9 protein-coding genes and 1 riboswitch are annotated in these 14,646 nt (G+C 71.2%); of the genes, 3 read left to right on the top strand and 6 right to left on the bottom strand.

Going from position 1 to position 14,646, the window contains the following annotated elements:
- Positions 1-2,067 carry a WD40 repeat domain-containing protein gene (locus EDD90_RS22250; RefSeq protein WP_260327995.1) on the bottom strand — a complete coding sequence of 689 codons (2,067 nt, stop codon included), beginning with the start codon at positions 2,065-2,067 and terminating at the stop codon, positions 1-3.
- 158 nt (positions 2,068-2,225) lie between these two features.
- Here EDD90_RS22250 and EDD90_RS22240 point away from each other — a divergent pair, with 158 nt between their 5' ends.
- Positions 2,226-3,419 (top strand): RNA-guided endonuclease TnpB family protein, encoded by a 1,194-nt coding sequence (locus EDD90_RS22240; protein WP_123974717.1) that lies wholly within the window; start codon positions 2,226-2,228, stop codon positions 3,417-3,419.
- Between the two features lie 533 nt (positions 3,420-3,952).
- Here the strand turns inward: EDD90_RS22240 and EDD90_RS22235 are convergent.
- Positions 3,953-5,110 (bottom strand): NlpC/P60 family protein, encoded by a 1,158-nt coding sequence (locus tag EDD90_RS22235; RefSeq protein ID WP_123974716.1) that lies wholly within the window; start codon positions 5,108-5,110, stop codon positions 3,953-3,955.
- Positions 5,111-5,118: 8 nt separating this feature from the next.
- A riboswitch (cyclic di-AMP (ydaO/yuaA leader) is annotated at positions 5,119-5,290 on the bottom strand.
- Positions 5,291-5,613: 323 nt separating this feature from the next.
- Between EDD90_RS22235 and pcrA the strand changes: the two genes are divergently transcribed.
- The gene (gene pcrA, locus EDD90_RS22230; protein ID WP_123974715.1) at positions 5,614-8,097 is read left to right on the top strand and encodes a DNA helicase PcrA; all 2,484 of its coding nucleotides are present in this window, start codon (positions 5,614-5,616) and stop codon (positions 8,095-8,097) included.
- Positions 8,098-8,161: 64 nt separating this feature from the next.
- Here the strand turns inward: pcrA and EDD90_RS22225 are convergent, their stop codons facing one another.
- A complete protein-coding gene (locus EDD90_RS22225) occupies positions 8,162-9,616 on the bottom strand; it encodes a M23 family metallopeptidase (RefSeq protein WP_123974714.1) in 1,455 nt (484 codons plus the stop codon).
- A 267-nt stretch (positions 9,617-9,883) separates the two neighbouring features.
- Positions 9,884-10,738, bottom strand: coding sequence for a triacylglycerol lipase (locus tag EDD90_RS22220; RefSeq protein WP_123974713.1), 855 nt, complete (start codon positions 10,736-10,738; stop codon positions 9,884-9,886).
- Between the two features lie 316 nt (positions 10,739-11,054).
- On the opposite strand from EDD90_RS22220, the gene EDD90_RS22215 reads away from it, so the two are divergent.
- Positions 11,055-11,471, top strand: a complete 417-nt coding sequence (locus EDD90_RS22215; RefSeq protein ID WP_123974712.1) for a cobalamin B12-binding domain-containing protein — start codon at positions 11,055-11,057, stop codon at positions 11,469-11,471.
- A 116-nt stretch (positions 11,472-11,587) separates the two neighbouring features.
- Here EDD90_RS22215 and EDD90_RS22210 read toward each other — a convergent pair whose 3' ends face one another.
- Positions 11,588-13,177, bottom strand: coding sequence for a DUF5691 domain-containing protein (locus EDD90_RS22210; protein WP_123974711.1), 1,590 nt, complete (start codon positions 13,175-13,177; stop codon positions 11,588-11,590).
- Positions 13,178-13,237: 60 nt separating this feature from the next.
- On the bottom strand, positions 13,238-14,593 hold the full coding sequence (locus EDD90_RS22205) for an SWIM zinc finger family protein (protein WP_123974710.1): 1,356 nt from the start codon (positions 14,591-14,593) through the stop codon (positions 13,238-13,240).
- Between the last annotated feature and the right edge of the window lie 53 nt (positions 14,594-14,646).

Raw genomic sequence — 14,646 nt, 5'->3', positions numbered from 1 at the left:
TCACCACCTGGTGAGCGGCAGTCCGATGGCCCCGCCGTCGTGCCCGACGATCAGGTCGGGACCCGCGGCGGCCAGACAGGTGAGCGCCACGTCCAGGGCGATGTGCCGCACTGCGCCGGTCTCCGGTTCCCACACCCGCAGTCTGCGCCCCAGTCTGCTGCCGGTGACCAGGACGGAGCGCCCGTCGTGCAGCGTGCCGGCGGCCATGACCGGAACACCGGCGGTGCCTTCCGAGGAGGGCAGGCCGTCACCGGCCGGGGCACCGGTCGAGAGGTCCCACAGCCTGACCACGCCGCGGTCGTCTCCGGTGGCCAGCATCGTACGGTCCTGTGTGGGCACAGCCGCCACAGCCGCCACCCGGTGGCCTGCGTCGTCGAGGGCGCGCCCGTTCAACTGCACGGCCGCGCCCCGTTCCCAGGGGTCGCCGACGGCCGGATCCCACACGTGAACGCCGCCCTTGGTGTCCGCGGCCGCGACCAGCGTATGGCCGGCGGAGACCGGGACGGCAGCGATCGACCGGATCGGACTGCCATAAGGGTTGAGGCGTCCGACGGACTCGCCGGTGACCGGATCCCACAACCGGACCGCGCCTCGGGGAGTGGCCGTGACGAGCAGGGTCCGACCGTCGGGGACGGTCGCGGCACACATCCCGATCACCTCGCCGAGCCGGTTGCCGACCGGTTCGCCGAACGGTTCGCCGACCGGCCGGCCGGTGGCCGGATCCCACAGGGTGATCGTCCCTGCCTCGCCTCCGGACGCCAGGAGGACGCGGCCATCGGGCAGGGGCAGGGCCGTCATCGAGCGGATACGGTCGGGATGTCCCGGCAGCGGGGCATGGACGAGTTGACCGTCGACCGGATTCCACAGGCACACCGCGGTCCGGTCCCCGGCGCCGGCGACGAGCGTCGGCCGACCGGGGCGGGACACGACCGTCAGTGAGGTGACGCCTCCGATGGAAACGGGCACGGAAACGGGCATGGAAACGGGCGCGGAGTCGGAGAACACCGTCAGGTGGCCCCAGGGTGTGCCGTCGGCGGCGAGCAGGGCCCTCCCGTCCTGCCGGAGCCGGGTCGGCGCTTCACCCGGCCGGTCGGCCCCCGCCGACCGCACCGTCGTAGCCGGCTCGTCGGCAGCCGTCCACCCTTCCCCCAGGTGGTTCTGCGGGTGCGCGCCGTCCGGGTTCTCCGCCAGACCGTCGGCGATCGCCCAGGTCCGCTCGCAGTCCCAGCAGCGGAAGTATCCGGTGAGCGACATCAGCCTGCGGGCCCATTCCCTCCCGGCCCGCCCTGGGGTGCCCTTGGCCGCGACCAAGCCGGCGACGAGACACAGGACGGCCCGCCCCGGTGTTTCGGGGGGTACTCCGGCCGCCGCGACTTCGCGTGCCACCCGCAGGAAGGGCTCCCATCCCTCTCCCAGCGCCTCCTCGCGCAGAGCCGTGGCGACCTCACCCCATGGGTGTTCCCCCGGACGGACACGGGCGGGGTCGGGCAGCTCCGGAGCATCCAGAGGTGGACGCACGGGGTCCACGAAAAAGCCGGGGATCTCGGTATCGGCGCCGCACCCGGGACACACCAGCAGAAGGTGCCCTTCCTGGGGCGCGAGAGACCACAGTGCCGCGGCGGTGTGATGACCGGCGAAGGCGACACAGCTCAGTGCGAGGGAGGCACAGACCTCGGCGGGAGAGCCGACGGCGAGGAGGCTCCGTACAGCCGCCTGCTCGGCCAGACGAAGGGCGGCGCCGAACCCCGCCTCGAGATCGGCCGGGACGGGGGGCCTGTCCTCCGCGGTCACGACGCATCCCATGTCCACCCAGAAGTCCACGGTCTGTCCCGGAGGCAAGGCCGCTGCCGCCTCGACGAGATGGGGCAGGGCCGCATAGGTTCCGTCGAAGACGGTTCCGTCATCCATGAGTCCGCCGCTCAGGTGCTTCCAGGTCTGCCTCCAGGCATCGCCGGTCCCGGTGGCACCCCCGGATGCCATGTCCTCCAGGAGCGCTTTCACCTCGTCGGCTGTCACACCGTCAAGGTCACGCCAGCGAGGGCTGTGCAGGGGCAGCTTCGAAATCATCGGGGCCTTCCTTCGTGGATACCCCGGCCTTCAGGCCGGGGAGGAAACGAAGCTCCTGCGGGGCAGGGCGGAGAAAGCCGGTTCGCCGCCAGGGCGGACCGGCGTCCGTTCCCACGAACCGGCAGATGGTCACAAGCTGACGTGATAATTTGTGAGCCATGCCCACTCACGTGAAGCGGGCGTTCAAGTACCGCTTCTATCCGACTGACGCGCAGGCAGCCGAGCTGTCGCGCACGTTCGGATGTGTGCGGAAGGTCTACAACCTGGCCCTTGCGGCGCGCACGGAAGCGTGGACGAGGCAGGAGCGGGTGAACTACAACCAGACGTCGGCGATGCTGACGGCCTGGAAGAAGACCGAGGAACTCGCATATCTCAACGAGGTCTCCGCCGTCCCGCTCCAGCAGGCCCTGCGGCACCTCCAGACGGCGTTCGCGAACTTCTTCGGCAAGCGGGCGAAGTACCCGCGTTTCAAGTCGCGGAAGAAGTCGCGGAAGTCGGCGGAGTACACCACCAGCGCGTTCCGGTTCCGGGACGGCAGGCTGACCCTGGCGAAGACGGCGGAGCCGCTCGACATCGTGTGGTCCCGTCCACTGCCCGAGGGTGCGTCGCCGTCCACCGTGACGGTGTCGCAGGACGCGGCCGGACGCTGGTACGTGTCCCTGCTGTGTGAGGACCCGTCCGTCCAGCCGCTTGCACCCACAGACGCGGCCGTCGGTGTCGACGTCGGCCTCGGCCACCTGCTGACCCTCTCCACCGGGGAGAAGGTCTCCAACCCCCGGCACGAGCGGCGCGACCGAGCCCGCCTTGCCAAGGCGCAGCGCCGGCTTGCCCGCAAGGTCAAGGGTGACGGAGCGAACCGGGCCAAGGCGCGCCGGACGGTGGCCAGGGTCTACGCCCGCATCACCGACCGCAGGCGCGACCACCTGCACAAACTCACCACTCGTCTCGTTCGTGAAAACCAAACGATCGTGATCGAGGACCTCGCCGTTCGGAACATGGTGAAGAACGGCAGCCTGGCCCGCGCCATCAGCGACGCGGCCTGGTCGGATTTCCGGAGCATGCTGGAGTACAAGGCTCAGTGGTACGGCCGCGAAGTGATCGCGATCGACCGATGGTTCCCGTCCTCCAAGCTGTGCTCCGTCTGCGGCACCTTGCAGGACAAGATGCCGCTGCACGTCCGTGAGTGGACGTGCGACTGCGGGACGATCCACGACCGGGACGTGAACGCGGCGAAGAACATTCTGGCCGTCGGGCTGACGGCGTCTGTCTGTGGAGCTGGTGTGAGACCTCAACGGAGTACTCCGGGCGGGCAGTCGGCTGTGAAGCAGAAAACCCCACGGCGCGAGCCGTAGGAATCCCCCTCCTTCAGGAGGGGGAGGAAGTCAAGAAAAGCTCTGGCCCCCACTGGTGGGCCAACCCCTCCGGCACGCCTACAGCACTCCCTGGGTGAAGCCGGTCCCCCGGCGCAGCCTTTCCCACCGGCCGTCTCCGACCCGGTGCCGAGGCACATTCACCTCGCGTCTGCGCGTCCCGCGGGCCGTACACCCGCCGTCCCGCGTCTCGGCCGGGCCGAGCATCCGTCACCTGCCCGGCCATGCGGTACGTCGACGGTCGCAGGCCTCACCGACGGACGGTATCCGGGCGAGGCACGGCCGGGCATCCGTGTAACTACGCGGCTCCCCACAGGAGATCGCTCGCGCACCGGGACCGGCGCGGACTCCGCGGACACCGGCACCGAGTGATCCTGGCGCACCTTCCACCTCTTGCCGGCCGCGCTCCCCCCAGCCCTGCACCCCACCCGAGTGGGCGGAGGCGAGGGCTGGGGGAGCGGGCTGCGGGCAGGAACGACGAGAAAAGGCCGGCTCACTCGCGGACGTGCAGATGATCAGGCAGGTCGCACCACGCTGTGGATGATCGACTCGCCTCCGTAGTAGATCGACTCCTCCCGGACGTACGCGCCGGGCTTCGGGGCGTGGATCATCATGCCGTTGCCGATGTAGATGCCGACGTGGCTGATGTCGTCGTAGAAGAAGACCAGGTCGCCGGGCTGGGCGTCGGCGAGGGAGACGGTGGTGCCGGCGTTCACCTGGTCGTAGGTGGTGCGCGGCAGGGAGACGCCCGCGGCCTTCCAGGCGGCCTGGGAGAGGCCGGAGCAGTCGTAGGAGCCGGGGCCGGTCGCTCCCCAGACGTACGGCTTGCCGATCTGCGCGCGGGCGAAGGCGATCGCCTTGGCGGCCTTCGTGGCGTAGGCCGAGTCGGAGGCGGAGGACGAGGAGCCGCTGGAGGACGACGTCGACGACGAGGACGAGCTGTCCTGTTCGGCGGCGGCCGCGGCCGCCGCCTGCTGCTTCGCGAGCTCCGCCGCCTTGCGCGCCGCCTCCTCCTGCTTCTGCTTCTCGATCTCCGCGAGCCGTGCCTTCTCCTGGGCCGTCAGCTGCGACAGCAGCTCCCGCGCGGAGGCCAGCTTCGTCTGGACGGTGGTCTTGGCGGTCTTGAGCTCGTCCTGCGTGCCGGTGAGCGTCTGGAGGCTCTTGGCGGCCTCCTGCCGCTTCTTCATGGTCGCCGACTGCTGGGTGACGTAGTCGTCGACCGCGTCCTTCTGACGCGAGGTCAGTCGGCTCATCAGCTGCGTCTCGTCGAAGTAGTCCTGCGGATTGTCGGCGAGCAGGAAGGTCGCCGTGTCGGGGGCGCCGGCCCCGGTCCGGTACTGGGCCGCGGCGAACGACCCCAGTTCCTCACGCGCCTTGTTCAGCCGGTCCGTGCGCCTGGCGACGTCGTCGAGCAGGGTGTCGACCTGCCTGCGCTGCGTACCGGTCTTCTCCTTGGCCGCGTCGTACTTCTCGGTGGCCGACTCCGCCTGCCGGTAGAGGGCGTCGACCTTCTTCTCCACCTCCTCCAGGCTCGGCTTGCCGTCCTCGGAAGGCGTGGCGTTGGCCGTCTGAGAGAGCAGGGCCACGGAGGTGAGGGCGGCGGTGGCCAGGGCGGGGGTGCGTATGCCGGCTACGCGCGTTGCGGAGGGGCGGGACTTGCGGTGCGACGCCAACGGGGGCGACTCCTTCCATGTTCCGCCTACCGAGTTAGCTGTCGGGTTCGGGCGGATGCTTCGGAAGGGTTGCCCTACGGTCCGTTCCCCGTGGGAAGTCGGGACCGATTCACCCCAAGGTCGGTGTGGGTCCCCGGCTCCGGCGGCGCGGCGGCGCACCGGACTCGGCGGAGGCCGTGCGGCCCGGCGACGTTCGCCGGTGGGTGTCGTACGGCCCGCCCGGCACGCTAGCCAACTTGTGTGGTCCGTGTGAAGGTTGATGTGCGATATGCCCGATACATTTTCGTGACCTGAGTGTTGAGTCTCATGCGATGCGGTTGTTTCAGTGGTATATGTCCCGACTTGTTCGGTTCGGGTGGGCGGCTCGCCCCTCCGGCGGTCGGTCGTGAGGGTGCCCGTGACCTGCGATCGCTGAATGTGATGGACCGAATCCATCGGGTGGCCGGGGTGAGTTTTCGGGGTGGCGACCGGTTGTCGGTGGGGCGTCCTAGACTCGGAGAGCGATGAGCAGCCTCTTTGACGACAGCTTCCTGGCGAGCCTCCAGCCCCCGCGCGGCCACGAGGAGGAACCCCCGCCGCCCGAGGACGAGCACGTACCGGAGCCGATTCCGGACGATCTGTTCGGCGGGCGGTTCGACGTGCCCCCGGATCGGGACGCCTACTACCGCGACGGCGCCGCCCGCCCCGTCCTGGATCCGGCCGCGCTCCTGGAGGGGCTGAACGAGAACCAGCGCGCGGCGGTCGTGCACGCCGGCTCCCCGCTGCTCATCGTGGCCGGTGCCGGCTCCGGCAAGACGCGTGTGCTCACCCACCGCATCGCCCACCTGCTCGGCGAGCGCCATGTCCACCCGGGCCAGATCCTCGCGATCACCTTCACCAACAAGGCCGCGGGCGAGATGAAGGAGCGCGTCGAGCAGCTCGTCGGCCCACGCGCGAACGCGATGTGGGTGATGACCTTCCACAGCGCGTGCGTGCGGATCCTGCGCAGGGAGAGCAAGAAGCTCGGCTTCACCTCCTCCTTCTCGATCTACGACGCGGCCGACTCCAAGCGGCTGATGGCCCTGGTCTGCCGTGACCTGGACCTCGACCCCAAGCGCTTCCCGCCGAAGTCGTTCAGCGCCCAGGTCAGCAACCTCAAGAACGAGCTGGTCGACGAGGAGGACTTCGCCGCCCGGGCGAGCGACGGCTTCGAGAAGACCCTCGCCCAGGCCTACGCCCTCTACCAGTCGCGGCTGCGCGAGGCGAACGCCCTCGACTTCGACGACCTGATCATGACCACGGTCAACCTGCTGCGCGCCTTCCCTGACGTCGCCGAGCACTACCGCCGCCGCTTCCGGCACGTCCTGGTCGACGAGTACCAGGACACCAACCACGCCCAGTACGCGCTGGTGCGCGAGCTCGTCGGCACCTCCGGGCACCCCACCGACGTGCCGCCCGCCGAGCACGACCTCCCGCCCGCCGAGCTGTGCGTGGTGGGCGACGCCGACCAGTCGATCTACGCCTTCCGGGGCGCGACGATCCGCAACATCCTCCAGTTCGAGGAGGACTACCCGAACGCGACGACGATCCTCCTGGAGCAGAACTACCGCTCCACGCAGACGATCCTCTCCGCCGCCAACGCGGTCATCGAGCGCAACGAGTCCCGCCGCCCCAAGAACCTGTGGACCAACGCGGGCGCGGGCGCGCAGATCACCGGCTATGTCGCCGACACCGAGCACGACGAGGCCCAGTTCGTCGCCGACGAGATAGACCGTCTGACGGACGCGGGTGACGCGAAGGCCGGCGATGTCGCCGTCTTCTACCGGACCAACGCCCAGTCCCGTGTCTTCGAGGAGATCTTCATCCGCGTCGGCCTGCCCTACAAGGTCGTCGGCGGTGTCCGCTTCTACGAGCGCAAGGAGGTCCGGGACGTCCTCGCCTATCTGCGGGTGCTGGCCAACCCGGAGGACTCCGTCCCGCTGCGCCGCATCCTCAACGTCCCCAAGCGCGGTATCGGCGACCGCGCGGAGGCGATGATCGACGCCCTCTCCCAGCGCGAGAAGATCAGCTTCCCGCAGGCGCTCAAGCGTGTCGACGAGGCGTACGGCATGGCCGCGCGGTCGACGAACGCGGTCAAGCGGTTCAACACGCTGATGGACGACCTCCGTACGATCGTCGAGTCGGGCGCCGGACCGGCGACCGTCCTCGAAGCGATCCTCGAACGCACCGGCTACCTCGCCGAGTTGCAGGCCTCCACCGACCCTCAGGACGAGACCCGGATCGAGAACCTCCAGGAACTCGCCGCCGTGGCCCTGGAGTTCGAGCAGGAGCGCGGCGAGGGCGAACAGCCCGGCGGGCTCGCCGACTTCCTGGAGCGGGTGGCCCTGGTCGCCGACTCCGACCAGATCCCCGACGACGACGAGAACGGCGACGGCGTCATCACCCTGATGACCCTGCACACCGCCAAGGGCCTCGAGTTCCCGGTGGTCTTCCTGACGGGCATGGAGGACGGCGTCTTCCCGCACATGCGCGCCCTCGGCCAGACCAAGGAACTGGAGGAGGAGCGGCGCCTCGCGTACGTCGGCATCACACGCGCGCGGGAGCGGCTGTACCTCACACGGTCGACGATGCGCAGCGCCTGGGGCCAGCCGTCGTACAACCCGCCCTCGCGCTTCCTGGAGGAGATCCCGGGCTCGTACCTGGAGTGGAAGCGGACCGGGGCGACGGCGCCGGTGTCCTCCGGGCCCGCGTCGGGCGTGGCCGCCTCGCTCTCCTCGACCCGCTCGCGTTCCTCGGCATCGGGCGCGTCCGGCTTCGCCACCCGGCGGACCTCGGAGAAGCCGGTGGTCTCACTGGCCGTCGGTGACCGTGTCACCCACGACCAGTTCGGCCTGGGCACGGTCGTCGGGGTGAAGGGCACGGGCGGGAACGAGGAGGCGACGATCGACTTCGGGGACGGCAAGCCGAAGCGACTGCTGCTGCGGTACGCGCCGGTGGAGAAGCTGTAGAAGACGGATGAGCCCCCGCCGACGGCGGGGGCTCACTCGGAGATCGGATCAGGCGAAGATCGGATCAGGTCGGGTCCAGCCCGTGACTCCGCAGCCACGGCAGCGGGTCTATCGCGGCGCCACCCGCCGGCCGGACCTCGAAATGCAGGTGCGGGCCGGTCGAGTTGCCGGAGTTCCCGGAGTACGCGATCGGATCGCCGGCCTTCACGGTCGTACCGGCGGCGACACGGTACGACGAGAGGTGGCAGTACCACGTCTCCGTGCCGTCCTTCGCCGTCACGATCATCATGTTGCCGTAGGCGCCGTTCCACTTCGTGGAGACGACGCCGTCGGTCGCGGCCATCACCGTCGTGCCGTAGGAGACCGGGAAGTCGATGCCCGTGTGGACGGACATCCAGTTCACACCGGCCTGGCCGAAGTAGGCGCTGAGCCCCTTCTGCGTCACCGGAAGCACGTACTTGGGACGCAGCCGCTCCTTGCGGGCCGCCTCCGCCGCCGCCTTCTTCTTCTCGGCCTCCTGCTGGGCCTTGAGATCGATGCGCTCCTGGGTCCGGCTGGCCCGGTCGGCGAAGTCGTCGGCGCCCGCCGAGAGCGTCCTGAGCTGGGCGTCCAGCTTGCTGTTGGCGGCGGACGGTTTCACCGACTGCGCGTCGGAGGCCGAGGCCGTCGTGTCCTTGTCGTCGCCGGTGAGGTTGCCGACGGAAGCGGCGGCGATCCCGGCGACGCCCATCACGCACGCGGAGGGCACGGCGATGGTCAGCAGCGCGGACCGCTTGGGGGGCGTACGACGGCGGGAACGCGCTCCCGCACGGGAGCCGGCGCGTGTCGCCGAGGCCGGGGCAGCCGGGGTGACCTCTTCCTGGTCGTCCAGCAGTGGCGTTCCTTCAGGTAGCTCACCGGTCGCGGTCGGCTCCTCCTCGTCCGGGGACTCCTCCGCGAACTCCTCGTAGGGGAGCTGCTCGAAGGTCTGGGTCGCAGGCGGGTCGAAGGAGCCGTCGGACGGTGCCGCGTGCTCGGGGTCCTGCGCCGGGGAGCCGTCGGAGTTCCACTGCGTGGCGTCGTACGCGCCGGTGTCGAAGGCCTGGGTGCCCCATTCCCAGTGCTGCGTCGCGCCGGTCATGGCCGACTGGTCGGGCTGGAGCCAGGCGTTCGCGTCCCACTGCCCGCTGCCGGCGTCGACGGCCGTCCCCTGGGCCGGGACGGTCCAGGCGGTGCTGTCGTAGGCGCCGGAGTCGTAGGCGGCGTGGTGCTGGGCCGCGTACGCGTCGTAGTTGAGGGTCTGGTCGCCGGCCGTCTGCCACTGCGTGGCGTCGTACCCGCCGGTGGCCTGCCCCTCGCCCTGGAGGTTGCCGAAGAGCGGGTCGCTGTGGAACGAGGAGCCGGTGACGGTGGCGTCGCCGTACGTGGTGAAGTCGCCGTACTGGGCTTCCTGGGTGCCGTACGACGCGTAGTGCGCCTGGCCGGCATCGGAAGCCGGAGCCGGGGTGGTCATGGTCCCCGACGGGTGACGGTCGTTCACCAACTTCTCTTTCGCCTCGACAACAGGGGCTGCCAGAGCAGTGCGGCGACTGTACCCGGCGGTATACGGGCGCGACAATCTTCGGCAGGTTTCGCGGTTTCGGGAAACGGGCATTCGCCCGTCTTTCGGGGGACGACGGGCGCGGGTTTGGCCTTGTGTTCGATGAGTGTTCGAGGCTGGCTGCGGTCCGGCGGCGCTAATTCGGTTGCGCCGGGCGCTCGTTGTCCGTCCGAACCGACCCGAATGCTCCCGCTGTCCGGATTGCCCTCACGCCACCGTCAGACCGCCCGCCATCCGCTCCTCCGGGTGCGCTTCGTCCAGCGCCTGCCGTATCCCGGTCGCTATCGCCGGATGGACGGGCAGGGCGAGATGCCCGATCCCGGTCACATGCACATTCGTCGCCATCAGGTCCGGGTGGTTGACACAGGCCGTCTCCACCGGGTCCATCAGCGAGTCGAGATCGCTCCAGAAGCTGACGAAGCGGGTACGGCAGCCGGGCGCGGGCCGGGTCAGCTCCTCGATCACCTCCGAACCGGGGCGCAGTTGCCGCACGATCGGGTGCGCGTTCGCGAGCGGTACGACCCGGGTGCCGGAGTGCGGGGTGCCGAGCGTCACCAGGGTGCGGACACGGAGGTCACCGCCGAGGCGCTGGACGTAGTAGCGCGCGATCAGCCCGCCGAGGCTGTGCCCGACGATGTCCACCCGGTGACTGCCGGTGCGCTCGCAGATCTCCTCTATGTGCCGGCCGAGCAGCTCGGCGGCGGTGCGGACATCGCAGGTCAACGGCGAGTAGTTGAGCGACTCGACGCGCTGGCCGCCGTGCTGGGCGAGAGCGCGGCGCAGCAGGACGAAGACCGAGCGGTTGTCGATGAAGCCGTGCAGCAGCACGACCGGCGGGGCCGGCCGGACCGGCAGCCGGTCGGTGCCGTCGGGCTCCGCGGGCGGTGCGGGGGAGCGGCGCTCCGGGGTGAGGCCGGTGGGATAGAGCAGCAGATGCCCGGCCAGGACGGCCGCCTCCAGGGCGGTCGACTTCAGGAGGGCCAGCGACAGGCCCGCGAGCCTGCTCGGCAGGAGACGACGACAGAGCGGGAGAAAGGGCTCCAGTGCCCCGGTGACCTTCATCGGCCAACCTCCTGTCGGCACGCGAAGGGCGACTCCGTCCCCCGTGTGCCCTCATGGGAGGCCGAGCGGAGGTGGCGAGGGCAGGACGACGGGCCGCGTCGTGTGCCCCTGTTGCCCCCGCGGACCACGCTGCGGCTCCCTGACGTGTCCCACTGTGTGTGATTTCCCCCTCGGTAACCTCCGTGAAACTGCCGGTTGCGGGATGCTGGAGATAACGTTCGTTCACTTGAGACGGGTGGCGGAACGCGCCGAATGTGCGGTACTTGTCGGTACGGATGGATGTCGGCGCGTTCGTTTTACGGTCATGGAGGCAGTGATGGGTGTGGCAGCCGGTCCGATCCGCGTGGTGGTGGCCAAACCGGGGCTCGACGGCCACGACCGCGGCGCCAAGGTCATCGCGCGGGCGCTGCGCGACGCGGGTATGGAGGTCATCTACACCGGGCTCCACCAGACGCCGGAGCAGATCGTCGACACGGCCATCCAGGAGGACGCCGACGCGATCGGCCTGTCCATCCTCTCCGGCGCCCACAACACCCTGTTCGCCGCGGTCATCGACCTCCTCAAGCAGCGTGACGCCGAGGACATCCTCGTCTTCGGCGGCGGCATCATCCCCGAGGACGACATCGCCCCCCTCAAGGAGAAGGGCGTCGCCGCGATCTTCACACCGGGGGCGACGACGACGTCGATCGTGGAGTGGGTACGGGAGAACGTCCGGCAGCCGACGGAGGCGTAGGCCGCGGTTGCGGTGGACCGACGTCGGGGTGGTGCGGGGCATGTGTGGTGCGGGCCGGTGGGGGCTGGTCGCGCCCACGCGGCGGTAGCCGCACATCAAATACAGCCCCGCGCCCCTCACGGGGCGTGTTCCAGCTCTGCGAGCATCGTCGCCCGGAGTCTCAGTGTCGTCACCAGGCGCTGGAACGCTTCCGCCCAGTAGCCGCCGGCTCCCGGTGACGCGTCCTCGCGTTCGTCCGGTACCGCCAGCAGTCCGTCCAGCCGGGACGCCTCCGCGGGGTCCAGACAGCGCTCCGCCAGGCCCATCACCCCGCTGAAACTCCAGGGGTAACTCCCCGCGTCCCGCGCGATGTCGAGGGCGTCCACCACGGCCCGGCCGAGCGGCGCGGACCACGGTACGGGGCACACGCCGAGCAGCTGGAACGCCTCCGACAGGCCGTGCGCCGCGATGAAACCGGCCACCCAGCCGGCCCGCTCCCCGCCCTCCAGCGTCGCCAGCAGTTTCGCCCGCTCGGCCAGGGACACCGCCCCCGGACCGCCCGCCTCCGGTGCCGCAGGCGCCCCGAGCAGGGCTCGTGCCCAGTCGGCGTCCCGCTGCCGTACGGCGGCCCGGCTCCAGGCCGCGTGCAGCTCGCCCTGCCAGCCGTCCGCCACCGGCAGCGCCACGATCTCCCCGGACGTACGTCCGCCGAGCCGCGCCGACCAGGCGGTGAGCGGGGTCGCCTCCACCAACTGGCCCAGCCACCAGGACCGTTCGCCACGACCGGCCGGCGGCTTGGCCACGACTCCGTCGCGTTCCATACCCGCGTCGCACTCCGGCGGCGCCTCCACCGCGATCACCGGCCCGTCCCCGGTGTGGTCGACCGCCACACACGCCCCGGCCCGCACCGCCATCCGCCCGGCCAGCGCCGAGCCCGGCAGCGCGGACAGCAACTCCGCCGCCGTCGTCCGCACGTTACGACTCCGGTCCGACAGCGCCTGCTCCAGGAACGGCTCGTCCCCGCCGGCCAGGCCCGTGCGCAGCGAGTCGAGGAACATCAGCCGGTCCTCGGCCCGCTCCGTCGCCCAGGTCCCGGCCAGCAACTCGCGTGCCGCGTCGGGTGTACGGGCCCGCAGGGCGGTCAGCAGCGCGACCCGTTCGGCGAACAAGCCCTCCTGCCACAACTGCCGGATCGCCTCGACGTCCTCGGGATCGGGCAGGGTCGTGCCACCGCCGGGGGCCGCGCGCAGGGCGAACCGCCAGTCCTGGTTGAGCCGGGCCAGCCACAGGGCACGCGGTCCTGCGAAGGCCAGCGCGGCGGGCCGCAGATCGGTACGGCCCCGGGCCGCGTCCAGCAGCGCGGGCAGCATCTGCGGAGGCGCTGCGAACCCGCGCGCGTTGGCCGCCGCGAGCCACTGCGGCAGCAGCTCCATGAGGTCGGGCGAGGTGCCCCGACGGCCGCCGGTCCCGGTGCCGGGGCGGCCGGACAGCAGCATCGCCAGCCTGCGCGCCGCCGCTGCGGGCAGCGCGGGGCGCGGGTCCTCGGCGGCCGGTTCGGGCCGGCGCGCGGCCGGCGCCGGGCACAGTCCCGCCCGTCGTCGTACGGTTGCCACGGCTGCCTCGTCCAGCAGGGCCTCCGGGGCCTCACGGCCGGCCCCGCCGGTCACGGGCGGACGCCGGTCCGTACCCAGCAGGGCCGTGGTGACGAGATCCTCCCAAGCGGTCACGGGGTTCCCTTTCTCATGAGCGGTCCGGTACTCGGGGTGGTCCGGGCGGGGCCGGTCGGGTCAGCACAGCGGCACCGCCTCGCCCGCTCCCTCCGCCCACGCCGTCAGCGGAGTGAAGCCGCGGTGGCCGCACTCGCCGAAGACCGTGACCGGGGCGCCGCCCGAAAGTGCGACCAACTGCCACAGGCCCGGGCGGGAACGAGCGGCCGGCGTGAGCGGCAGCGCCAACTTGGAATCGGCGTCCGCCAGTTGCCAGGAGTCGCCGTCCGGGACGGGGACCACCCGCTCCAGCGTCACCGGCACCGACTCCAGCCACGGGTCCTCGCGCAGCGCCTCCCCGTACCGCGCCGCCGCCCGTGCCGTCGGTATGCCCGGCGGCCGTAGCGGAAGGGGCGCGGGCGCGGCGAACCGCTCGCCCAGGGCCGCCCGGTGCCCGCCCGTACCGGGGTAGGCGGACAGCTCCGCGTCCAGGGCGAGACCGACCGGCAGCGCCAGCTCGGGGGCACGGCCGGCCGCTCCGTAGGACAGGAGCAGCGCCGTACGGCCGGTGCCGGCGCCGTGCAGCCAGATCCGGCGGGTCGTCAGCTTCACGTCCACCGTGTCGTACTGGGCGAGGACCAGCCAGCGGTCGCGCACCGGCGGGCCGTCCGCCGATGCGGGCAGACCGATGCGGGAGCGGACCGTCGCCGCGAGGCCCTCCGGGAGCCGGTCTCGCCGCAGCCAGCCCTGGTCGAGGAGGTGCAGCAGCGCGCACTCCTCCAACAGCCGCACCGGCCAGCCCGGACCGGAGGCCGGTATCGCCCCCAACTCCCGCACCCTCGCGGCCAGTCCGGGGGCCTGGGCGTCGACCATGCGGGCCGCCGTCTCCTCCCACAGCCCGTACCTCGCCTGCTCGGCCGCGGCCAGGCCGCCGCGCAGCAGGTCGGTCAGGCGCTGCTCCAGCTCCGTGGCGCCCGCGGTGACCCGCTCGGCCCGCTTCTCCGCCCGCCGCCGGGCCGCCTCGGGATCAGCGGCGGCCGGGGAACTCCCGCCGCCCGCCGGGCGTTTGTCCTCCGAGCGCTTGCGCCGGCCCGCGATCCACTGCTCGGCCCAGTCCGGCGCCTGCGCCACCGTCGGCACCGCGTCGTCCTCGCCGGCCCACAGCAGGAGCAGCCCGAGAGCGTGCTTGCACGGGAACTTCCGGCTCGGACAACTGCACTTGTACGCAGGTCCGGCCGGGCCCGCGATGTCCACGATCGTCTGGTACGGCTTGCTGCCGCTGCCCTTGCACAGTCCCCATACCGTCCCCTCCTCGCAACTCCCCGCCCCGGACCACGGCCCCGCCGCTCCGAGTCTGCTTCCGGCTTTGCGTGACGCGGCGTCAGACGCCAGTGCCAGCACCTGGTCCGCACTCCAGCGCACCCCCTGCTGAGTCATGCCATCGAAGGTAGATCCCGGCACTGACAATCGGCCGAGGGAGTGCGTTCGTG

The organism is Streptomyces sp. Ag109_O5-1 (assembly GCF_003814875.1).
Lineage (GTDB): Bacteria > Actinomycetota > Actinomycetes > Streptomycetales > Streptomycetaceae > Streptomyces > Streptomyces sasae.
Note: the sequence above shows the minus strand (reverse complement) of the source record. Positions and strands in the feature narration are given on the sequence as shown.

Coding starts and splice junctions, on each gene's coding strand:
- EDD90_RS22250 (WP_260327995.1), bottom strand. CDS start 2,067: ATGATTTCGAAGCTGCCCCTGCACAGCCCTCGCTGGCGTGACCTTGAC.
- EDD90_RS22240 (WP_123974717.1), top strand. CDS start 2,226: ATGCCCACTCACGTGAAGCGGGCGTTCAAGTACCGCTTCTATCCGACT.
- pcrA (WP_123974715.1), top strand. CDS start 5,614: ATGAGCAGCCTCTTTGACGACAGCTTCCTGGCGAGCCTCCAGCCCCCG.
- EDD90_RS22220 (WP_123974713.1), bottom strand. CDS start 10,738: ATGAAGGTCACCGGGGCACTGGAGCCCTTTCTCCCGCTCTGTCGTCGT.
- EDD90_RS22215 (WP_123974712.1), top strand. CDS start 11,055: ATGGGTGTGGCAGCCGGTCCGATCCGCGTGGTGGTGGCCAAACCGGGG.
- EDD90_RS22205 (WP_123974710.1), bottom strand. CDS start 14,593: ATGACTCAGCAGGGGGTGCGCTGGAGTGCGGACCAGGTGCTGGCACTG.